Source organism: Methylomonas sp. AM2-LC, assembly GCF_039904985.1.
GTDB lineage: Bacteria > Pseudomonadota > Gammaproteobacteria > Methylococcales > Methylomonadaceae > Methylomonas.
On record NZ_CP157005.1, the window covers coordinates 4,418,962 to 4,441,172 of the forward strand.

Annotated in this window: 18 protein-coding genes; 2 read left to right on the forward strand and 16 right to left on the reverse strand. The window is 38.6% G+C overall.

What is annotated here, in order from left to right:
- Window positions 1–40 precede the first annotated feature (40 nt).
- The 9 genes from xrtB to ABH008_RS19670 form a co-directional block, all read right to left on the reverse strand.
- The gene (gene xrtB / locus ABH008_RS19630) at window positions 41–919 is read right to left on the reverse strand and encodes an exosortase B (protein ID WP_347987302.1); all 879 of its coding nucleotides are present in this window, start codon (window positions 917–919) and stop codon (window positions 41–43) included.
- Between the two features lie 32 nt (window positions 920–951).
- The gene (locus ABH008_RS19635; protein ID WP_347987303.1) at window positions 952–2,229 is read right to left on the reverse strand and encodes an outer membrane beta-barrel protein; all 1,278 of its coding nucleotides are present in this window, start codon (window positions 2,227–2,229) and stop codon (window positions 952–954) included.
- A 19-nt stretch (window positions 2,230–2,248) separates the two neighbouring features.
- Entirely contained in the window at window positions 2,249–3,187 is a 939-nt protein-coding gene (locus ABH008_RS19640) for an EpsD family peptidyl-prolyl cis-trans isomerase (protein ID WP_347987304.1), read from the reverse strand.
- A 25-nt stretch (window positions 3,188–3,212) separates the two neighbouring features.
- Window positions 3,213–4,061 (reverse strand): chain length determinant protein tyrosine kinase EpsG, encoded by an 849-nt coding sequence (gene epsG / locus ABH008_RS19645; protein WP_347987305.1) that lies wholly within the window; start codon window positions 4,059–4,061, stop codon window positions 3,213–3,215.
- Between the two features lie 70 nt (window positions 4,062–4,131).
- A complete protein-coding gene (gene epsF, locus ABH008_RS19650) occupies window positions 4,132–5,520 on the reverse strand; it encodes a chain length determinant protein EpsF (RefSeq protein ID WP_347987306.1) in 1,389 nt (462 codons plus the stop codon).
- Between the two features lie 65 nt (window positions 5,521–5,585).
- Window positions 5,586–6,383, reverse strand: a complete 798-nt coding sequence (locus tag ABH008_RS19655; protein ID WP_347987307.1) for a polysaccharide biosynthesis/export family protein — start codon at window positions 6,381–6,383, stop codon at window positions 5,586–5,588.
- Window positions 6,384–7,002: 619 nt separating this feature from the next.
- Window positions 7,003–7,491: an FxDxF family PEP-CTERM protein gene (locus tag ABH008_RS19660; protein ID WP_347987308.1), complete on the reverse strand. Its 489-nt coding sequence runs from the start codon at window positions 7,489–7,491 to the stop codon at window positions 7,003–7,005.
- Between the two features lie 798 nt (window positions 7,492–8,289).
- Complete coding sequence (locus ABH008_RS19665; protein WP_347987309.1) at window positions 8,290–8,904, reverse strand: hypothetical protein; 615 nt, start codon at window positions 8,902–8,904, stop codon at window positions 8,290–8,292.
- 670 nt (window positions 8,905–9,574) lie between these two features.
- The gene (locus ABH008_RS19670) at window positions 9,575–10,249 is read right to left on the reverse strand and encodes a response regulator transcription factor (RefSeq protein WP_347987310.1); all 675 of its coding nucleotides are present in this window, start codon (window positions 10,247–10,249) and stop codon (window positions 9,575–9,577) included.
- A gap of 595 nt (window positions 10,250–10,844) precedes the next feature.
- Between ABH008_RS19670 and ABH008_RS19675 the strand changes: the two genes are divergently transcribed.
- Entirely contained in the window at window positions 10,845–13,175 is a 2,331-nt protein-coding gene (locus tag ABH008_RS19675) for a reprolysin-like metallopeptidase (protein WP_347987311.1), read from the forward strand.
- Between the two features lie 724 nt (window positions 13,176–13,899).
- Window positions 13,900–16,848 carry a M12 family metallo-peptidase gene (locus ABH008_RS19680; protein ID WP_347987312.1) on the forward strand — a complete coding sequence of 983 codons (2,949 nt, stop codon included), beginning with the start codon at window positions 13,900–13,902 and terminating at the stop codon, window positions 16,846–16,848.
- A 102-nt stretch (window positions 16,849–16,950) separates the two neighbouring features.
- Here ABH008_RS19680 and ABH008_RS19685 read toward each other — a convergent pair whose 3' ends face one another.
- The 7 genes from ABH008_RS19685 to ABH008_RS19715 all read right to left on the reverse strand — a co-directional run bounded on the left by ABH008_RS19685 (window position 16,951) and on the right by ABH008_RS19715 (window position 22,198).
- Entirely contained in the window at window positions 16,951–17,631 is a 681-nt protein-coding gene (locus ABH008_RS19685) for a hypothetical protein (protein WP_347987313.1), read from the reverse strand.
- Window positions 17,621–18,400: a 4Fe4S-binding leucine-rich repeat protein gene (locus tag ABH008_RS19690; RefSeq protein ID WP_347987314.1), complete on the reverse strand. Its 780-nt coding sequence runs from the start codon at window positions 18,398–18,400 to the stop codon at window positions 17,621–17,623. The genes ABH008_RS19685 and ABH008_RS19690 overlap by 11 nt, the downstream gene beginning before the upstream one ends.
- A 3-nt stretch (window positions 18,401–18,403) precedes the next feature.
- A complete protein-coding gene (locus tag ABH008_RS19695; protein WP_347987315.1) occupies window positions 18,404–18,958 on the reverse strand; it encodes a flavodoxin in 555 nt (184 codons plus the stop codon).
- 238 nt (window positions 18,959–19,196) lie between these two features.
- Entirely contained in the window at window positions 19,197–19,763 is a 567-nt protein-coding gene (locus tag ABH008_RS19700) for an alpha-ketoglutarate-dependent dioxygenase AlkB (protein ID WP_347987316.1), read from the reverse strand.
- The gene (locus tag ABH008_RS19705) at window positions 19,733–20,044 is read right to left on the reverse strand and encodes a hemerythrin family protein (RefSeq protein ID WP_347987317.1); all 312 of its coding nucleotides are present in this window, start codon (window positions 20,042–20,044) and stop codon (window positions 19,733–19,735) included. Before ABH008_RS19705 ends, ABH008_RS19700 begins: the two co-directional genes overlap by 31 nt.
- A 168-nt stretch (window positions 20,045–20,212) precedes the next feature.
- Window positions 20,213–20,704 (reverse strand): amine oxidase, encoded by a 492-nt coding sequence (locus tag ABH008_RS19710; RefSeq protein ID WP_347987318.1) that lies wholly within the window; start codon window positions 20,702–20,704, stop codon window positions 20,213–20,215.
- A 369-nt stretch (window positions 20,705–21,073) separates the two neighbouring features.
- A complete protein-coding gene (locus ABH008_RS19715) occupies window positions 21,074–22,198 on the reverse strand; it encodes a fatty acid desaturase (RefSeq protein ID WP_347987319.1) in 1,125 nt (374 codons plus the stop codon).
- Window positions 22,199–22,211: the final 13 nt, after the last annotated feature.

The window sequence follows — 22,211 nt, forward strand, 5'->3', positions numbered from 1 at the left end:
AAATGGTTTTTAATATAACTAAAATTATTTAACTTAGTGATTACTTAACTTTTTCAACTATTATTAAACCGAGAATAAAATCTAATAGAAAAAAACATCCTAATGCTGCACTAAATAATACTATACTTGCAAAACCATGCAAAAATCCTTGTCCAACTTCATCACCAAAATAATATGTTATTAACACCAGGCTAATTATTCTAAGAATATTAGATAAAATTGCAATTGGTATTATACTAACAATCATAATTACATTAAATATTTTACTTTTTCGTGCCATTAGGTACATATATAAAACACCTATTGCACCCAACGAAAACATTGAATTTAATCCAGAACATGCATCTGCTACTAATAGTTGATATTGGCCTATCATTAACACTACACCTTGGCGAGCTATTGGAAAACCTACTGGATACAGTATATGCTCTACACAATAGGATATCCATTGCTTTAATGGCGCAGTAAAACTGTCAATTATTATTCCAGGCAGTGGCACCATAAATAATAAAAAAAATAACGGAAACCATACAATATTGATTATTTTCTTACCTAGAAGTAACCATAACGTACCGGCTATTATTGGAATTTCGGAGCTTACTTCTAATACCAACATCTCCTGTGAGCGCCCTACTATGTAAAACGCCAACCCTAAACCCAAGAAAAAACTACCCAATATATTGGCATTATTTTCAGTATTTATAACATCCGAATGCTCTGTAAATGTTATATTACTTTCAATTAAGCACTTTCTCAGCAACCAAATCGAAATCAGTAACACCATTGGACCATGTGTCTGCTCTTCTGTCAGCCATAGATCTTGCGACAAATCCCAGTATGTCGGAATAAATAATGCCATAAAACCTATTAATGGAAGCAGCCAGTTTGATTTGTATGCTTTAATTACCCAAGTTTGCATATATGTTTATTAATGTTAAGCTCTAGTTTCTGCTAAAATTTTGCCTGAATATTTAATCCAGCTGACTCATCAACAAAAGATCTATTCAAGTTTTGTGAATCCCGTTTTTCATAATTTAATTGCCCGCCTATACTTAGATTATCCAGCGGTTGATAACTCATAGTCATACCTACTCTACTTGAGGTGTAATCGTTATAATCTTGATTTTGTAATATGGCTGCGTCAAAACCCGTATTACCTAGATATTGTATTTGCTGATAGGATAAGGGTAAGGATAAAGCAAATTTTGGCGTTGCTTTCCAGGTTGGTTTTAACGTAACCCCCTGAGTTGATTGAAAGGTGGCATATAAATTTGTCGATTGCATAACATTCCGGGCCACAAGTAAATTCATACTTGTTTTTTCAGTCATCGCCCAATCTAACCCAATTTGCGCAATCCAGGTAGTAAAATCTCTAACACTTAAATGCACATAATTTTGTTGAATTATACCGGCATAGCCATCAACTTTTATTTTCTCTAATGCTTGATAACTTGATGTTAATGCATAATTATAACTTGTGAATGAGTTATCAATTGTACTCGTGGATGTGTATTCCCTTTGTGGATATTGTCCATTTTCTAGTATAAAGCGCAACCCTATAGTATCTCCGGTTGGCTTTATATACTGCAAATTAATTTGATAATCGTCTAGAATACTATTACTAGCACGCCTTGTTATACTATCGTATACCGTATCAGTTCTGGTAAACCCAACTGATACTTTACCACTTGGATGAAATAAATACCCACCAGAGCCATAATAACTCTGGGTATTAAGCATATTGGACACCAAGCCATTCAACTGAGAAAAACTTCCCATTGTTTCCTGATTTTTGTAGCCTAAGTTGCCACTAAGATAATTACCTGCTACCCAGTTCCATTTAGCCTCAGTATTCCATCCGGTATAGTCTAAACCGGTTAAGTTTTGAAACCAGTTTTGATTTACATTTGCATTAATTAAAAAATGCTGTCTGCTGAAAAACTGCCAATCTGCATTGACACCGGCTGTCACTGTCTTGATTATCTCACTTGTAGTGTTCTTACCTGTTACCAGAAGTGGATTTACATTTTTACCTAATCGCAAAAAATTGCTGTCATAAAGTATGCTAGAAGCAACATATGGATTTATTGTATCGTCTGGTGATGAAGCCGCATAAGTATTATTCCCAACAATATAGCCGCTGAGTATTACTATTTCGATAGCGCCCTGTAATTTTTTTTTCACTTTACGACTCACTAAATGCCCTTTATTTTTTGAACTAGTCGACACCTTAAATTTCACCTGTTTACTAAAGACCTTTAACACCCTTGTTAATAACATCATCTTTTGACTTGTTGTCGGAACCTGATTCTTCGATTACTTTAGCAGGTGCTTTAATTTGTTGATCGCTATTTAGCGCCGAATAATCGCCCAAATATTCTATTTTGGCTTTTGCTTTTAAATTTTCCACCACTTTTTCAATCGCTTTTTTACGCTCTAAATTTACTAAGTAGGTTTCTATAATTGGATACGCCTTATTTTTTTCTACCGGATTTTCAGATGAGGCCATTACAGATACTAATAGCACATATGCACCTTTATCAAATACAATGTATTCACCGTCTATTAACTTACTGATTTCAGACAATTTATCTAAAGGTATATTTTCGGCTGGTTGGACGCCAATATTCTCTTTATAGGCCAGCTTCTCAGCATCTAATTGGCTAAGCAACAAATCTAACTTTTTATTTTCTGATATTATTTGATTAATTTTATTTTCTTTATCGTCCGTTTTATTAATTGTTACTTCTTTTATTTTATACGTTTTATGTTTCGCAAATAACTCTGGATGATCTTCATAATATTTTTGAATCTCTTCTGTACTTGGTTTTATGCCATTTTGCGATTTCTTTTCAAGCCAGGCTTGCGCTAAAATTTGCCGCTTTGTTTGCTCAATAACCAACATCACCTGGGGCTCCCGATCAAGCCCATCGGCTACTGCTTGTTGATAAACCAGTGATTGTTCTACCAATCCTTTTGCTACTTGGGTTTTTGCCGCTTCCAAATTATTTTTATTTATATCTTTGCTTTGCGACAACGCTAAATTAATTTGATGAATTGAAACTTCATCATTATCTACTTTAGCCACTATTTGACCTGATTTTTTGTCTGTATTTTTCTTTCCACAACCTGAAATAGACAAAACACAAAATAGTATTAAAAAAATTACTACTGATTTATTTTGCATAATTATTTAACATTTGTAATTCTTGTTAAAACTCTGCCATTATTGCGCCTAAGCACTGGCTACCCGTCTCTACTAGTGTTTCTTTTAGCATTTTCAAATCGTTTAAGCGTGTTTTATGTTGCCTGGCCAAAATTAAGGCGCCACCACTACATGTGGCCGTTATTTGTGCCTCTATCCCTTGATCTGCCGATGGCGTATCAATTAAAATTACGTCATAGTCATCTTGTAATTCTTGCAAGCAGCCTCTTAAACCTCGACTTATCAGTTCAACCGGATTGGGCGGAACTGTACCTGCGGGCAATATAGATAAATCTCTAAATGCAGGTATGCGTTTTATAACATTTTTATCGGCTCGCCCCACTAATAAATCAGATAAGCCATAATTACCATCCAATTTAAATAACTCATGCTGTTTTGGATTTCTTAAATCCGCATCAATAACCAATGTTCTTTCACCCAATTGTGAAAATACAATAGCCAAATTCGCTACTAAGCAACTTCGACCTTCTTCTCGCCCTAAACTTATTACAGCCAACGTTTTATGCGTTACCAACCAGCGCATCATTAACTGTCCACGTATAGCTCTTAAGGCTTCCACTTGTGGACTGAACGGTTGATAAGCTGCCACTAATTGCTGGCTAAAACTTTCCTCAGTAATCTTAAGGTAGGGGTAATCAAATTGGTAGGCTAACGCTTTTTGTATGTCTTCGTCATCAATTAAACCCAATGACTTTGCCGCATCGCCAAAACGCAAGCCTTTTTGCTTTTGTAGCGCTATTATGCGTTCTGCATCTGAAAGATTAATTTTTCCAGCATCGAGCAATAATGAGCCTATCGATGCATTATTTTCTATTTTGGTAATTTTGTTATCCATTTCTTAACGATTACTCATAGTTTTCTATATTTTAATGGAACACACTTAATTAAATGCACCTATATTTTGTCTAACGTTGTATATACTTTTGTTCTACCTTAAATTTAGAACGGGTTATTACCGCAAATACCGGCAAATCCAGCGCTTCAGCAATATCAAAAACTGAACGCACACGTCTATCCAACATTTCGGCTATAAGTGCTGCACCTAAGCCTAACATACCCCCTAGAAATACCGAAATAATGAAATTTAGCAGAAGCTTTGGTTTCGAGGCACTAGCCGGAGCAATCGCTGGATTCAAAATTGAAATATTGGTATGATTTAACTCACTTTCCATCCGTGTTTGTACTGTTCGTTGCATTGCAGTGTCAAAAGTCCTTTGTGCATTTTCCACTTCATGACTGAGTACTGCAATTTCATCTCTCTGCTTCTTTAGTTCCAATACTTTTGCTTTTTGTTCTGCTAGTTCTTTTGCAAAAATTTCATCTCTTTGCTTTGCGGATGTGAGACCGCTTAGCATACTATTCTGAACTCGTCTTATTTCTGTATTTATTTTCTGGTGTAAACTGGCTGCTTCAGCTTCTACTTGTTTAATTTGTGGATGATTTCTATCATATTTTTTTGATAAAAATTCTAAATTAGCTTCAGTTTTTGCTAACTCAGCTTTAAGCGACTGTATTAATGGACTATCTAAAACTTCTTGCATTGAGTCTGTCGATTCACTCCCTTTATTATTGCCGAGCAGGCTTCTTCTAGATTCAAGCTCATCTGTTCGCCCCTGACTTTCTACTAATAATCGTGATAAATCAGTTAATCGCGAATTTTCAATATCCAATCTGTCATCGATAGCGACTATGCCGTACTGTTGTTGGTAATCTGACAACTTTGCTTGCGCTGTTTCCAATTTCTGACGCAACGATTGCATTTGCGTATCAAACCAATCTGCATTTAATTTTGCAGGTTGTGCACGTAACTCTACACTAGTTTGAATATAAGCATCTGCAAACGCGTTTGCTACCAGTGCTGAAAATTCTGGACTTACTGCAGTATATGTTATTTCTAGCAAATTACTTTCTCGAGATGGAGTAACTTCAAGTTTTTTAAGTAATAAATCAGCTAACCAATCAACGATATTTGCCGTGGTATTTGCATCTGCGTAATCTTCTTGTACCTGAGGACTCTCCGCTAGCCTGAGTTTTTCAACTACTTTTCGCGCAACACTATGACTTTCAATAATATCAACCTGTGTAGCCATGTATGCCGACATCAACTGTGATGGCTGAATCATACCTGTTAATGGATCTACAGTACGCTGATCAATTACCACTGATACTTTTGCTTCATATTGTTTAGGCAACAACACACTAACCAGCATGGTAATAGAGACTAAACCTAATAATACCGATAACAAAATCTTTTTTCGGTATCTAATAATATTTAGAAATTGTTGTAAATTCATAGTTTTTCCATTTTTACTTTAACTTATTCGTCAATACAAAGACAATTTTTACATATATTTATTTGTTAAAACCAGCGCTCCCCCACATAAATAACATCGTCTTTTAATACAGGATTATTTAATTCTGCATCAATTTCTTCTAACTCACCTTTGCTATCCATTCTTTTTATATGGATGCGATTCTCTGTTCCACGCAAGGTTAAACCGCCACCTAAACTAATTGCCTTTACTACATTCAGTTCCGGCTCCAATGGATATCCGCCTGGATGCATTACTTCACCATAAATGTAAAACATTTGAGCCTTCGGCACATAAAGTACATCACCTTGCAGCATTTTAAATGGCGACGCTGCATCTGGATTCTCTAAATAAGTTCTTAGGTTTAATTGCTGCCTTTCGGGCTTACCATTAATAGTTCTGGTAATTAATGCATTTGTGTCACCCACGCCATTTATAATACCACCGGCCATGGCTATCAAATCAACAACGCTACTGGTAGAATCCAGAGGATATCGTCCTGGTTTGTTTACATAACCGAGAACTGATACGTATTGACTTACATGTTCAAATACTACGACACTCACTTGTGGATTATGAATGAATCCACCTTCAATCAGTTTCTTGGAAATAGTATCTTCAAGATCAATTGCCGATTTCCCATTTACTACCACTTCGCCAATTAATGGATATGTAATGCGACCATCTGCAGATACTCTGGTGTCTAGTTTTAGATCATCATGCCCATATACCGAAATCTTTAGTACATCATCGGGCCCTATTACATCTGCAGCATATGTTACTGGTATTAACCATACCAATGAGATCAGCAAAGTGAACCAATAAAATTTTAATAAACGGCACATTATTTTATATATCCTAAATGATGGTAACGATTTTCATACAAAATGCTCAGGTAAACATAACTCATCTTCTAAAGATCATACTGTAAAAATTTGCAAATATTTATTTAAACATTCCACAAATCCCAATAAATTTAAAGTTTACACAAATGAAAATTAGAAAAATTGTTTTACTTCAGCAACTTTTCTTTTTAACTAGTCTGAAATAATACACAAGACATACCTTTCAACTTAATAATAGCATATATCAGAATTATGATTAGTCTGTCTTTGTACAAATCCGTGTACGCATCAATTTTTACTGAGTGACGCATTTTTTTGCAAGTATATTACTCTAACTTACTTTTTACACAAGCAATGCACAAAGTTACAACTTGTTTAAAATTCCATTTCAAATTGTTTTAGATTGTGAAACATAGTATTTCATAAATTGATCAGGAGATATTGACTATTAATGATTGAGTTATAAAGTTATACAACTTGGTCTTTACACTGCAAAAGGAAATCGCTTATCTCTAAGACATAAAAAAAGCCGGTACTTTCCGGCTTCTTCTTATAACACTTTAAATTTGATTTTTTGTAAGTAGCGCAACACAAATATGCAACCGCTATATCATGTCAATCAAACAGCTTGTTTACGACGAATCATCCAGCCTACCATAGGCAAACCTAACAACATCATTGCCCATTCGCCAGCTTCTGGAACTGCAGCTGCTGGTGTTAAGGTTAATGTATTAGTAAAATTGCCTGAAGTGTAAGCGTTACCAGCAATAGAGATTGTATATGTACCAGGACCCACTAAAATATTGCTAAAACCACCTGTTGTACTTCCAAGCGCATAACCAGGGCCGGAAGTGGTCACTAATGAGCTAATGCCATATATTGTTGATAAAAAGGTAACTGAGCTTAAGGTAATACCGTAGTTACCACCAGTAGAAGTAAAATAACTACTACTTGCTGTATCGGTAACATAATCGTGTTGACCAGCTGCAACAGTAAATGTCACAGTATCCGTGAAAGAACCTGCAGACGATACAGTCTCTGTAGATGCAGACGCTAACGAAGTTGCTGTTAGCAGTGAAAAAGCAAGGGCTAATTTTGTCTTTGCCATAAAATACTCCAAATAAAAAAAAAACTACAAAACCTGACTCACAAATCCATTTTTTTTGATTCCTTTAAGCTCTTATTCACCATTAAGTTCGTTTAAGAACCAAACAGGACACTCTATATTAGACAATTGTTAGCAAACTTTTATTTGCCTATACATAAAGCCCTGATGAAAATTCTACTACCTGTAAAACTTTATCCTATTGTCCATATGTACAATAGCTTCACCAACAGCTTGAAAAACAAACCCGTTAAAACACTTGATTTGCGAGTTACGCCCATTTTCTTATACAAGTTTACAATAACAGCTTAACTTGTCGTTCGCATGATATAAATATCCCTTTTTTCGGGACAAATATCCCTATCTTTCTTTTACAACCATCTCCGAAAATTACATACTCAATTGTTTACGATTTTTACCAATCTCTACAATTCCACTAAAAAGCTATACCATACATAAATTGGATGACACATAAAAGTTTAAGCAAAAGCACACTTGGATAAGCTTAAAACACAATTTAAACAAGGTATATACACTGTAGCAAAGGAAAACACCGTTGTATAGGTATCAATTATCCCTAAATATAATGATAAATATCACCGCATTTTAAACAATTACTTAGCGATTTACGCATAACAACCACAAACATTGATTGATGCTGCCCTTTTGTTAATACTATAGCTAAGTTTTTAACATGAATATGTGTAATTTATTACTCATAAAACGCAATAAATCTTACAGGCAAAAAAAAGCCGGATATTATCCGGCTCTAATCTTAACAAACTGCTTTAATTCAATAAATTAAGCAGCAGCTACAACAACATCTTGTTTACGACGAACCATCCAGCCCACCATAGGCAGACCTAACAACATCATCGCCCATTCGCCAGCTTCTGGCGCTGCGCTAGTTACACCACCGCTTACAGCCGCACCAGCACCCAATACAACTGTGTATAATGCCTGAGCTGTAGAAGTTGGTGTTCCTGTTACTTCAAGCTTGTATTGATCAGTAAGCGATAAACCTGTTAATTTAACATCTTTACCTACACCACCCACTGTACCAATAAAACTAGATGAGGTTACATCAAAAACTTGAAATGCAAAACTATTAATACCCGAAAGAGTAGGTATAGTTACTACCCCAGATGGGCCAGTATAGCTAAAAAACTGAGCAATTGATGTACCCCCAGTTATGTCAAGCGTTGAACTGTCCACTTTAAAAGTGAAATCATCTGAAAATGTTGAAAAAGCAGCATTAGATACAGGTGTCACTGAACCAGATGCCAATGTTCCCAAGTCCCAACCTGTTGCAGACGCTAACGAACTTGCTGTTAGCAGTGAAAATGCAAGAGCTAATTTTGTCTTACCCATAAAATTCTCCAAAAAATTAAAAATATCCAATAAATTATAAAACACTTACTAAGTCCTTTTACATCCCAAAAAGCTCATCTATGAGCGAACTTAGGACATCCTAGTTTATTACCTGCCATGAAAAGTTACTTCCTATAATACTTCGTGTTTTATTAGCTACTCAGTATTACTAACCCTGGATCTTTATTATTTTTTTAAAAACTCAAAACACTGCTTTCGATAGGCTAAGCCCAATCTAGCGCATAGTAACATTAACAAACCATAAGTTGTTGCGCATGATGCATTTATCCTTTTGTTTGGGATAAAAGTCCTAAGAAAACAGTTGCACATGCCAATAAACCTTTCTTTCAAAACTTGGCTTTGGAGCTTCAAAAATCACCCGTGGACAAGCTCAGGGCGAACGGTGGTATTTATATATCAAAAACTTACCGTTATTACTGATCCTGTCTAAGAACAAAAGCCAGAGTTTTCGAGGCTCCCCTTAATGAATAGACGTATTTTTGAAAGGGGGAGCTAACCTGCTCAGCACTTTATTGCGCTGGCTGGTAACTCTCTTGACGAACCAAAGCCTCTGTTGCCAAGTTATTATTCTCACTTGTTAGATGGAATATACTGTAACAAAATTACACATTATTGTAATGTATCAATTATCCTTAAATTTTTAGACTCTACAAACAAGCCATTAATTTGCAATTACAAAATAATGCTTTTAATTTTACACTACATGCAAGGTGTTTAACCCTTCTCTGCACATTTGCACGACCAGCTCAACCTGACTGGAAACGCCAAGTTTTTGGTAGATAACTACTAATTGATTACGGATGGTTTTTTCGCTGACAAATAATTTAGCCGCTATGGCTTTTGCTGGCAGGCCGTTGGCTGCAAGCATAGTAATTTCTAACTCTCTTGGTGTTAAATGATAAGGATTGCAGTCCTTTTTTTCTGCAATGGTATTTACTGATAGCTCACACAGATCGGCATTAACACTATTTCTAAGCAGTTCTAAGGATACATCACGATCCACCCATACTTCACCACCATGAAGGGCATGAATAGCCTTATTTAAAATACTTAAGCTCTGATCTTTGAAAACAATACCCACCGCCCCAAGTCGCAAAACCTGTAATTGTTTTTGACGATCTTTACAAGCGGTTAACACTAATATTGAAGAGCATACTTTTGCTATTTCTGGCAGCAGGTCATTGAGTACTTCAATATCTTCGGTAATTTCCAACAAAATAATATCGGGTTTAGCCAGAGAGCAAGCCTGTAGTAATGCCTGATAGCTTGCAGCTTGGCAAACCAATTCAAGATCATGCTGTTTATCTAAAAAACAGCTTAACCCTAGACGCACTAGTTCGTGTTCGTCACAGATAGCTACGCGAATCATTTTTTATATACCTCATAAAAGAAACACTTGCACTAGTCCTTGTTACATTAGGCTGACATGACTCTTGCGAATCAGCTTAATTAAAAGAAAGCGTAGACTATTCTTGTTAAAAAAGCAGTTTTGCAAAATATATTAGCAGAAAAAACCATGTGTTAATAATGACATAAATCTGATAGCCAACCAATTGGACTAAGGTATTAATGATACTTTTGTGTTGGCTCCTACAGGCTAGAGATTTAGGATTTTTAGAAAAAAGCTAGTTTAGAACGCTTAAACCGTCTAAAAAAATGTGCTATTAACTCTGTTTTCTGCCAATAAAGTCGCATTTTTAGATAAATTCTATTTGATTGGGGCTTGCTGTTGGCTGCAATGTAGAGTGTGTCGCAATTTTGGGAATAGGCCTTAAGAAAAAAGTTATTTCGGTATTAGTTCACAGTTTGGCTGTGCTGATCGTCTCTATAATACAACCAAGCTTAAAAGAGCTTGAACCCTTGTTACAGTTATTCTTAACAACCTGTAACATATTTTATAAAAACTTTACTGAAGTTGGATCGGTTGGATTGCTCAGTAATTTTATCATCTTAAGGTGACCGAAATGAAAACATATAGCGTATTAAAACGCAGCTTATTAGCTGCGACCATTGCCAGCTGTCTATCAATAGCGCCTTCTTATGCGGATGTACACGCAGCCGCTGACTTATTGAAAGTACAACCTGTTCAGGTATACCATGCCGCACATGGTAAATCACTGGCTGAAACTCTCAGCCAAATTGCGCAACGTTCTGGCATCACCTTTAAAATTGGCATTGATCTAAGCAGTGATACTGTGCAACAAAACATTGCTGCAAATGACTGGATCAGCGCCGTTAAAGGCTTGTTAACAGACTATAACTACACCCTTGTACAAGATGGCGACACCTTAAAATCCGTTATTATTACGGGCCGCAATCACAGCAGTACTTCTGTTGTTGCTACTGCACCAGCAGATCTGACAGGTGTTGCTAGCGAAAATACCATTGAATTTACACCCACGCATCAAGATTTACCCGCAAAATACCGTGATTTTCCTGCTGGCTCTGTGACCCCGGTCAATATTCCGGTTAAACAAATGCTGGATATTAAAGATAAGTCTGTTGTTTCTATGGATTTACCTATCGGTAACTATGCAGTTAATCATGATGATACTGTGAATGGTGAAAATGGTATGCAAACCTGGGTAGGCCATCTAAATATTGAAGGCGAAGGTTATCGTGTCTATATGTCTCAGGGTCCTGCTGGAGTGATGGGGGTTGTTAATACTCCCGATGGTACTTATCATATCGAACAAACTGCTGGCTCTACTTATCTGGTTGATAGCAACAAATTAACGTCAGCTGGCTTTGAAGGCGATCAAGAACTCACCTTGCCAACCGCTTTAATGGAAAAAATTACAGCCAGTGCTACCGCTGCTGCCAACGCTAGTACTTCTGCTAATGGTGCTGCAACCGCTAAAGACAGCACTTTAACCATCGCTCAGCTTCAAGCTGCGGTTACTGCCGATCAAGCAGCTGTCGCCGCTGCTCAAGCTACGGTTACTAAAGATCAAGCCGCGCTGGCAGCTGCCACTAGCGCATTGAACAATGATCTAACCGCTTATTTTTCTGCCGCCTCTGCAATTTCAACGGCTACCAACAACAAATATGCGACAGCTAATGCTCTGGCAAATGCATCCGCAGCAAAAGCTAGAGCACTTACTGCTGAAAACAATGCATTAAATACACTTAATGCTGCTAAAGCCGCTTTAAATTCTGCAAATACCGCACTTAAAAACGTTCGATATACCACTGCGGCCGATACATCAAGTGTTAACAATGCTCAAGCCACATACAATACTGCACTTGCAAATTACAATGCGACAGTTACCGCGTACAACACTGCAACAGCCGCCTACAATGCAGCAGCAACGGCAGCCAATGCCGCTAACGTTGCGTTAAATACGGCCAACCAGAACCTCATGAAATCAATCACGAACTATTACTCAGGCTTACCAGTATTAAATAGCGCTAAATCCGCATTAACGAGCGCAACAACTGCCTTGGCAACGGCTCAATCTACTTTAAATACCGCCATTGCCGCACTGACTAGCGCACAAAATGCAGCGAAATTAACAACGGCTACCACCAGCACTACGGCAACCACTGCTAACACCGGCCCCACTAATATTATTGATATTATGGTTTACTACACTACCGTAAAACAAACACAAGCATATGCTTTACAACGCTTGCAATTGCTAACCACTATGAGTAATCAAGCTTATGTGGATTCCAAAATCAACCTAGCATTACGTTTGGTGCATACAGAACCTACAACTTATGTAGAAAACAATTCCAACAATCAAGCATTATCTGATCTTACAAACGACTCTGGCGCATTTGCTGGTACCAGTGCGAAACGCGCTCAATACGGTGCTGATTTGGTGTATTTGTTTAGACCTTTATATGTAAATGCAACAGGTAACTGTGGCTTAACCTATCTGGAATTTGCCAATGCTAGCACACCTAGTGCAGCAATAGGCTTTGGCACCATCGGTGATGGCAACTCTGTTGATGTTGGCGGTTACTATTGTGGCGTAAACACGTTCACCCACGAAATTGGACATAGCTTGGGTCTGGTGCATGATCGCGCAAATGCTTTTGGCTATGGTGCTACACCTTACTCATACGCTTGGAGTCAACAAGGAAAATTTGCTACCATCATGAGCTATCAAACCCCTATGCTGATGCTGTTTAGCACACCTTTATTGACTACACAATGCGCTGGTCAACCTTGCGGTTATGCTGCAAATGATGCAAAAGCATCAGACCAAACCACAGTGGTGAATATGACAGCTCCTAAAGTGGCACAATTTATGCCAACCACCATCACCACACCTGTCTTACAATAATTGCTTCAATATAAGTTAATAGCTTAATGAGCCGTCGCCTTTAGGGGCGACGGCTTTTTTATGCGTCAAAGAAAATACAAAGCTTTATCAATTAATCGCGTAACTTGATACTATTTTCATTGAAACAATTCACTTATATTAATCAACTTAAGGAAGTTATTATTTTAATCTAATCTTAATGTGATACTCACTTTAAACTCACAGAGGGTAGTTAAAATTTTCAATAATCGAGAAAGAAAAGTTAATAAACTATCTTTACTTAAAATTATCAGCGACTACATTTGCTTGTAGATTTAAGGTATCTCCATATCACCCAGTGCGTAAGATTATACCGGGATGAAAGTTGATAAAATTTATGAATCGATACTGATGCCAGAAAAAAAATTACCACATAAATTTATTATATTATTGATTTTTAATGTTTTTTTAAGTTTTTTTAGAAAAAACCAATCAGTAACAAGGTTAATTTACACATTAAATTTATTTGTTGACTATACTCAAGCAATAGATTTCCAGGTCATCTTTACTTGATTTTTTGCTTGCAAGTTATCAAATATTATTATAGTATCTTGACAGAATGGATTACTAATCTCGCTTCTCTTAAGTTAATTACCTCTGCTGCATTTTGCATATAATAACGCATGCATAGCACTGGACTTTAAATTACCCGAGTGAGAACTACGGTTAGATTGCACCGAATTTTAAACAACCCAATATAACCGTAATGAAAAACAACAGTGTACTAAAACGCAGCATTTTGGCTGCTACTATTGCAAGCTGCCTATCAATTACCAGTTCATATGCGGGAGTTATTGCCCCAACTGAATTATTAACAGTTCAGCCGGTACATATTTACCATGCTGCCCAAGGCAAATCGCTAGCAGAAACCCTCAACCAACTTGCTCAGCGCTCTGGTATTACGTTTAAAATTGGCATTGATCTAAGTAGCGATACTGTTCAGCAAAATATTGCAGCCAGCGACTGGACTAGTGCGGTAAAAGAACTGCTAACGGATTACAATTACTCGCTCATCCAGGACGGCAAGCAACTAAAAACAGTGATTATTACTGGCCGTAACCACAGCAGCAATCCCTTAATTTCTTTAGCCCCCACCTCAAGCCAGTCTCAACCTGAAAATACCATTGAATTTTCACGCACATATAAAGAGCTACCGCAAAAATATCGCGCTATGCCCGCAGGTGCGGTAACCGCAATTCAAATTCCGGTTAAACAGATGCTGGACATTAAAGATAATTCTGTTATTTCCCTAGACTTACCAATTGGCAATTATGCGGTGAACCATGACAACACTGTAGATGGTCAAAACGGTATGCAAACCTGGGTAGGGCATCTTGACAATGAAGGTGAAGGTTATCGTGTGTATGTTTCGCAAGGTTCAGCAGGCATTATGGGTGTTATTAACACGCCGGACGGCACGTACCACATTGAACAAACAGAAGGTAACACTTATCTGATAGATACAAATCAGCTGAGTGCTGCTGGCTTTGTAGGTGACCAGGAAACCAGTTTACCTACCGCATTAATGGAACAATTAACAGCTAAGGCTCTCGCTTCTGCAAACAGCATCAGCGCAGCAAGTACGGCCACTATTGACCAACTAAAAGCGACTGTCGCCACTGACCAAATAGCATTAGCCGCCGCCCAAACAACAGTCACAAATGACCAAGCAGCTCTAAGTAAAGCTCAGACAGCCTTAACAAATGCTTTGGCAGCTTTTAATACCGCTACGACTAATGTAGCGACTGCAACAACAACTAAAAATAACGCGCTAACAGCAGAAACCAGTGCAAGCGCGTTAAACACGCAAACGCTTGCCGCTGAAACTGCGGCTTTAACTGCGGTTAATGCCGAAAAAGCTAAATTAAATGCCGACACGACTGCATTAAACAACGCCCAAACTGCTTTTAATACTATTAAGGCTAAAGAAATTGCTGATTTGGCAAATGTGAATAACCTAAAAGCCAAACTTACCGCAGGCATTACCCAGTTAATTAGTGCCATAACAGCCAAAATCAGAGCCACATCAGCATTATCCGCTGCTGAAAGCGCTGCAAAAATCACCTTAAACAACTTAACGGCGGCAACCAACGCCAAAAATAGCGCAGCCTCAACCTTAGCAACAGCAAGTACGGTAAATACCACTGCTCAAACTGCCCTGTTAGCAGCACAAACGGCAGTCACTAATGCAAAAAATGCCCTTGCCAATGCTAAAACATCTACAGCAATAGCAACAGCAAACGCTGCGTTAATTTCAGCTAATAATAATTTGACTACTGAGCAAAGCGCTTATACCCTAGCTAATACGGCTTACAACACTGCACTAGCCAATGCAACTAAAGCTAATAGTGCCTATACTCTGGCAGTTTCTGCCAATGCAACAGCCCAATCTCAGGTTAATACTGAAAAGGCTGCAATGACTTCAATCAATGCCACTTATAGCAGCGATTTAGCAGCTTATTATGCGGATAACTATGCTTTTGTTTCCGCACAAAAAACTTACAACGCAGATGTCGTTGCCTACAACGCAGCAAATGCGACATTAACCACAGCCACGGCAAATTTCAATAAAGACCAAGCTACTTATAACAGTTTGAGTGCCACCTATAGCACCACTCTAAGAGCCTATCAAAATGCAGCTGCGGCATACAGTAACGCAACTGCAGCACTTGCTTCGGCTAATTCTGCGCTTAGCACTGCAAACCAACAATTAACCAGTGCTACTGCCGCTTACAATACTGCTTTAAGCACCGTAAACACCGCTCAATCTGCTCTGAATGCTGCAAATACAGCGCTAGCAACAGCTCAAACCAACTATAACGCTGCAGTTGCTGCTCTGAAATTAGCTGAGGCTCCGTCAACAAACACAACAACAACCTCATCAAGCAGCTCTGGAAGCAGTTCTATCAACGCCAACATCACAAATACCATTGATATTATGGTTTTATATACCACTATCAAACAAACCCAAGCCTATGCTCTACAACGAATTCAATTATTAACCACCATGAGCAATCAGGCGTATATAGACTCAAAAATCAATCTTGCGATACGACTGGTACATACTGAACCGACCACCTATGTCGAAAATAACAGCAATAATCAAGCCTTAAGTGATATGGTTAACAATATGGGTGTATTTGCTGGCCTCAGCACCAAACGTGCTAAATATGGCGCTGATTTAGTGTATTTATTTCGCCCCTTGTACGTAAATGCCACTGGTAACTGCGGATTAAGCTATGTTGAATTTGCTTCGGGTAGCACACCTAATGCTGCGGTAGGTTTTGGCACCATGGGTGATGGGAACTCCGTTGATGCTACTGGTTATTATTGTGGTGTAAATACCTTTACTCACGAGATTGGTCATGGTCTAGGTCTAGTTCATGACCGAGCCGATGCCAATGGCTATGGTGCAACACCTTATTCCTACGCTTGGAGCAATCAAGGCGTATTTGCTACCATCATGAGCTACCAAACCCCTATGCTAATGCTGTTTAGCACACCTTTACTCACTACTCAATGCGCAGGACAACCTTGCGGCTACCCAGCGAGCGATACAGCTAGAGCGTCTGATCAAACCAGTGTTGTTAATATCACCGCACCACAAGTGGCAAAATTTATGCCTACTACCATTACTAAACCAGTTCTTCAATAACCAAACAGCGCATCAAGTCATGCTTAATAGCCAGCATTAACCTGAAAAAGATTAATGCTGGCTATTAAGCTGGCCTGACAAATCGACCACGAAATTTTCAATTTATACGAGCGAAGGTCTTTTTAAAAGGGATAGATGCATAATGCCAGCAACTTGCAGCTTGTCAGCTAATATCTGCCGTCCACTTACACCTTTGCCACGCAAATAAATGACTTCAGCTGGACTTAATAAAGTTGCAGAAACTAAACGTACAGTAGCGTTACTGTCTGGTGATAAACTAATTACGGGTAGTTTTTGTAAACTTAACAGTACGCCGGAAATATTTCGGCCGTCCTTTATGTGATCAATATTTAATTCTAGTGATAATAGCTCCCCAGCCAGCAACCTTGTGGATAAGCGAGGAAAACCTGCCAATGTATGACTAATCTCTGCCAACATGGGAAATAACCACGTATCTGCCAACTGAGTTAAAGGCGTGTTGCTTGTGAGCTCAACATCGGGTGATTCGATAAAAACTTCAAGACCAAGTCCGTTATCACCTTGATGTCTGTCTACCCAAGGATCAGACAAACCGTCAGAAATAATACAGGCATTTTGTCCACGGCGAACCCCGAGCCAAGCAGCACTTGCTGGCCATTCTGGTCCTTCGCTCATAGGCCCCATCAAGGACGTTAACATCGCCAATTCAGAGCCAAACCATTCTTGCATGGCTTGATGTCGAGCTGTAGTAGCAAGACGCAATCGGTCGCTATAACTTAGGCCAACAACATAATCATTCATCATCAATCTCTTTTTCCATATCCATTAAAGCCAAGCGTTGCTGTACTACTTCACGCACTTCTGCATCTGCATCAGACAACATCTGCTCTAATTGATATTGCTTTGCGCGTAGGGCAACTTCGTAACGTACAAGCCAATCAGAGTCTGATTGCATGAGCTGAATATCATCCACATCCATGCGCTGTACAATAGTACGGCGTATTGTGACTTCAGGATCATTAGCAAGTAAACCCAAACTGACTTGTGGTATACGCTCAGCAACAATACGTCTTACTTCGGCATCTGTATCTGCCACCAATCGAAACAAGCGACCCGACGGCAAGCGCCGCGCCACATAGACACGTACCAAATAATCCGGGTCATCAGCCATTAACTCTAATTGTTCTGTGGGAAGACGGTCGGCAACTGTGACTCTTACTTCCCTATCTTCATCATTGCGTAGTGTCAGCAACAAATCTATCGGTAAGCGATAAGCTAGTACACGCCTTACCGCTTCATCAGGGTCTGCCAGTAAAGTAATCAGCTGATTTTGAGGCAAATAACGCGCAGCTATTGCACGGCGCTCCCAAAAAACATCGTGTATATAACAGAGTGCTTGCTCGGGATGCGCTTTAAAAAATCGATCTATTTGCCTTCCACTTTCAGCAAGAACACAACAATGGCCTAGCTTACAATTACCAGCAATCAATAATGTGTGCTGATGCTGGCATTGGCTACAATCTGCCATCGGCGTTGAATCAAAACTATCTTCATCAATTTGAGATGTGAGCATTGCTTAATTAGCCTGAGCGTTTGCAGCTAATAACATAGGCGTAACTGTAGCCAACCATATTTGCAACCTTTCATCTGTTAAATGCGGTTGCCCTCGTTGATCCAATACCAAACCCACAAATTGATTATCAATTATGGCTTTAGAATGTTCGAACTGATAACCCTCAGTACTCCAGCGACCAACCATATCTGCTCCATGCCCATAAAAAACCTGATACAACTGCATTAGAGAACTGGCAAAGCGCGATGCGTAACGCTCCTGATGACCCAAACCAAACAAGGCGATTTTTTTACCTGTTAAATCAACATCATCCAGTAATGGGACAAACTCCGCCCAATTAGCTTCTTGGCATCCTACCGCCAAACCCGGTAAATCGCCAACACCATAACTAGGCGTACCCAAAATTAATGCATCATATTGCAACAGCTCAACAACGCTGGTTCGATTTATGTTTTTGGGTTTATCAGCCAATGCTTCGCCAAGCAAACTGTATATTTTTTTGGCTACCAGTCGAGTGCTTCCCGTATCAGTTCCGAAAAAAATGCCAATTTTACTCATACTTTACCTGTGTCAGAGATTGGGGGCTTAAACTTAGATTACAAATTTAATCTCGCAAAATTCACACCAGTTTTTTAAACAAAAAAAACTATTAACTATCAATTACATAAATAACATTATTCATTAGACGAAAAATAGATTGTTACCATTAAATAACAATTGTTTGTTGACTTGATGGATTTACAACAACTTTAAAGGATATGTGTTTAAAAAAAGCGTAGGTTTTTTTCTAAATCTCTTAAACCACAACCCGCCGAAAAGTCAGATTAATACGGCTTTGCTTTACGCTTTGATCGATTGGGACTCTATGTAACCAGTTTTGTTGAAACCTAGGATGCATGACCAGCAAATCACCTTGACGTAATAGTATTTGCGCATGTAAGTCTGATTTCTTATGCTTAAACTCGAAACTGCGTGTCGCACCAAAACTGAGAGAAGCTATAAAAGGTTGTTCGCCTAATTCAGGTTCATTATCAGCATGCCAACCAACATGATCTTCGCCATTCCGGTAACAATTTACTAACACGGCATTAAATGAAACATGCAAATATCCTTCAACTCGGGCTCGAATCTCGCTAAGTAACGGTGTCCAAGGCCTGGTTTCTAAAAGATTATTGCTATAACTATAGTGTATGCCAGCATCTGCATGCCAAGTCTGCAGTCTAGGCAATACAAATTTGCGTCCGGCGTAATAATAGCGATTATCCGGCCAGTTTTGTTCTAGTCTCAAGCGATTATAAATGTCCTCACTTTCAGTTGTTGTATAAAATCCTTCTACTGTATCGAAATCATGACAGATCGCCATACCCTGCCCTTGTCTGCTTTGATTTTAAATTGTTTGAACTCGGCTAATACTCGCCAGTGTTCACCTATATGCTCAATTTCTGAGGGAAATGCTGTTTGTTTTATCAATTGCTCTTCACGCTGAAAATGCTGTTCCGCGTGCGTATAAAGCTGTTTGAACAAAGCAGGGAACTCGGCATTACCGACAAAGCCCAACTGACTGATAATACCAATGAATGTTTGATGTTCATCATCAATCTCTGTATTCCCAGTTAACGTTATTGGTTTATTGTCGATTGTCATAACGTATTTCCACTAAATTTAAAAGTTTGCTCTATTCATTAGTACTAAGCGCTTAATAATAAATCAGTACGATTTTTTACGTCGGATCGGCTAGCCCGCTCATGGTTCGACTAGGCTCACCACGAACGGACTAGCCAATGGAGTGCATATTGAGTGTTTGTCAGTGGCTTATAGGAGTATTTTCACCCGATTATCTACCCTTGATTCCAGTAAATAGGCGTTAACATTTAAAGCGAACTCTTGCCACAATCCGGCTATCTCACGCCTAACTGTATTGACGTAGGCTCGATCAGGTTTGTGTTCGTCAGGGAAATTTGACAAAGCGCAGGAGGTTCTATGTTTATCGATAACAAATAGTAAAAATTCGTCCACAAATCCATCAAATATTTGCAGTACCTCCGGAGTTAATTCTGAAACACCTCGACTAACCTGAGAATGGCTAGTATCAAAATTCAGGCAGATCAGTTCCAGCATCGCTTGTTCATAACTGTGTTCTATAACGCTCACCACGTTACGTTGAAAACAACCCAGCCATTGCTGCCGAGAGAGATCCGAGCTAAGCCGTTGTATGTATTGCTGCTTCATCGTTACTTTAATAGCCGTAATAGTAAGCGAAAATTTTGCCAGCGAATGTGTATTTAGTTGTTGTGAGTTTGTCATCGTTGCTTCAATTACCTATCTATGCCAATCGATAATCTTCTGTAAATAGAGAAGATACTAAGTGACATTCAATAATGAGGCCAACTGGCTATAAATGAACTATTGCAGTCTATATTGGACGTATTAAGCAAAATTTAATGACTTTTAGACATCACTTTAGCTTTTTATCCGGCTAAAAATTGTTATGAATACAACAATGCAAGTAAAGAAAAGCTAAAAAAGTAAGTTATCTACAAATAAGTGAATCGCACACGCATCCCATCCCGTTAGTATGTAATGGTCAAACTGTTCATGATTGGACTCATTCACAACTAACGGGCTGAAAGTATTAATACTATGTATCTAATTTAAATAACTAAATTTAATTATCTACACAATAACGGGTTTCAACATTGAAGTTTTACCAACCATAACATCCACTGCTTTCATCAGGCGCTTAAAAATCGATTGCTGACAATAGGGAATATTATGTTTTTTGCATAATGCTTGAACCTGCGGTTGCAGTTTTTGGTATTGGCTTAATGGCAAATCTGGCCACAAATGATGCTCAATTTGATAATTCAACCATCCGTAAAAAAAGTCGTTTAAATTAGATCCAGTTGGATAATTTACCGATCCCAAAATCTGGCGCAAATAAAATTCTCCCCTGCTTTTGGATTTTTCATCAAACATCATTACATCATCTCCCGCATGATTTGGAATCATGACCAGAAAACTGTGCATATTGGTAAAAATTTCTGCCAGAATAGAGTTGAGTAATACATTAACCGCCGCAAATGTTCCCAGAGGCAAGAACAGCAAGGGTAACAGCACAAAACGAAAAATGATATAAGGCAAGATACTTTGCAACCATAGTGACCGACCTTGCTGCGTGAAAGGGCTCCATGCACCAATACGTGTTGTGACTGGCCTAGGTTTACCCTGTTTTCGGGCGGCATTTAAACATAATTCTTTATGCGTACGTGGCGTGTAATAAATAATTTTCCAAATTCCGGAAAAAAATGCAACGATTACATAGCGTGTCCACATCGGCAGGCTAGACTGCCTTAGCCATTCCATATTGTGCTGAGCATTATTAGGATCAGTGATTTCGCCCAGACTATAATGATGTAATAAGTCGTGCTCATGATGCCAGCCAGCCAGTGTCATCCAATCAGGCCAATCTAAAAAACGTCGCCAACCCTGTGCAAAATTTTTGCTGGTGTAATTTTTGCCGACTTCTTCAACTTTGTCGTAACCTTTATGTACGATTGGATGCGCTACTTGCGTCCAGCGCGTGAAACTACCTTGGCTGATCAAAAGTGCCGAAATAGGATTAGGAATAATCCAGGCTGTAGCATATCCAATGGCCGAGCAAATTTTCCCCCAACGCTCCATTTTCTTTAAATGCAAGAAGTCTTCTGGGCCGATAGAGGCTAAAGCTTGCTGGTGAATTTGGGTTATGTCTCTGGCTAATTGCTCACGGTCTACTAACTGATAACTATTTAAACTCAAAACGGATTGCCTC

Excerpts from the sequence above, each read along its gene's own strand:
- epsG (WP_347987305.1), bottom strand. The coding sequence starts at position 4,061 with ATGGATAACAAAATTACCAAAATAGAAAATAATGCATCGATAGGCTCA.
- ABH008_RS19655 (WP_347987307.1), bottom strand. The coding sequence starts at position 6,383 with ATGTGCCGTTTATTAAAATTTTATTGGTTCACTTTGCTGATCTCATTG.
- ABH008_RS19680 (WP_347987312.1), top strand. The coding sequence starts at position 13,900 with ATGAAAAACAACAGTGTACTAAAACGCAGCATTTTGGCTGCTACTATT.
- ABH008_RS19685 (WP_347987313.1), bottom strand. The coding sequence starts at position 17,631 with ATGATGAATGATTATGTTGTTGGCCTAAGTTATAGCGACCGATTGCGT.
- ABH008_RS19675 (WP_347987311.1), top strand. The coding sequence starts at position 10,845 with ATGAAAACATATAGCGTATTAAAACGCAGCTTATTAGCTGCGACCATT.
- ABH008_RS19640 (WP_347987304.1), bottom strand. The coding sequence starts at position 3,187 with ATGCAAAATAAATCAGTAGTAATTTTTTTAATACTATTTTGTGTTTTG.
- ABH008_RS19705 (WP_347987317.1), bottom strand. The coding sequence starts at position 20,044 with ATGACAATCGACAATAAACCAATAACGTTAACTGGGAATACAGAGATT.
- ABH008_RS19660 (WP_347987308.1), bottom strand. The coding sequence starts at position 7,491 with ATGGCAAAGACAAAATTAGCCCTTGCTTTTTCACTGCTAACAGCAACT.
- ABH008_RS19670 (WP_347987310.1), bottom strand. The coding sequence starts at position 10,249 with ATGATTCGCGTAGCTATCTGTGACGAACACGAACTAGTGCGTCTAGGG.
- ABH008_RS19700 (WP_347987316.1), bottom strand. The coding sequence starts at position 19,763 with ATGGCGATCTGTCATGATTTCGATACAGTAGAAGGATTTTATACAACA.
- xrtB (WP_347987302.1), bottom strand. The coding sequence starts at position 919 with ATGCAAACTTGGGTAATTAAAGCATACAAATCAAACTGGCTGCTTCCA.
- epsF (WP_347987306.1), bottom strand. The coding sequence starts at position 5,520 with ATGAATTTACAACAATTTCTAAATATTATTAGATACCGAAAAAAGATT.
- ABH008_RS19690 (WP_347987314.1), bottom strand. The coding sequence starts at position 18,400 with ATGCTCACATCTCAAATTGATGAAGATAGTTTTGATTCAACGCCGATG.
- ABH008_RS19695 (WP_347987315.1), bottom strand. The coding sequence starts at position 18,958 with ATGAGTAAAATTGGCATTTTTTTCGGAACTGATACGGGAAGCACTCGA.
- ABH008_RS19710 (WP_347987318.1), bottom strand. The coding sequence starts at position 20,704 with ATGACAAACTCACAACAACTAAATACACATTCGCTGGCAAAATTTTCG.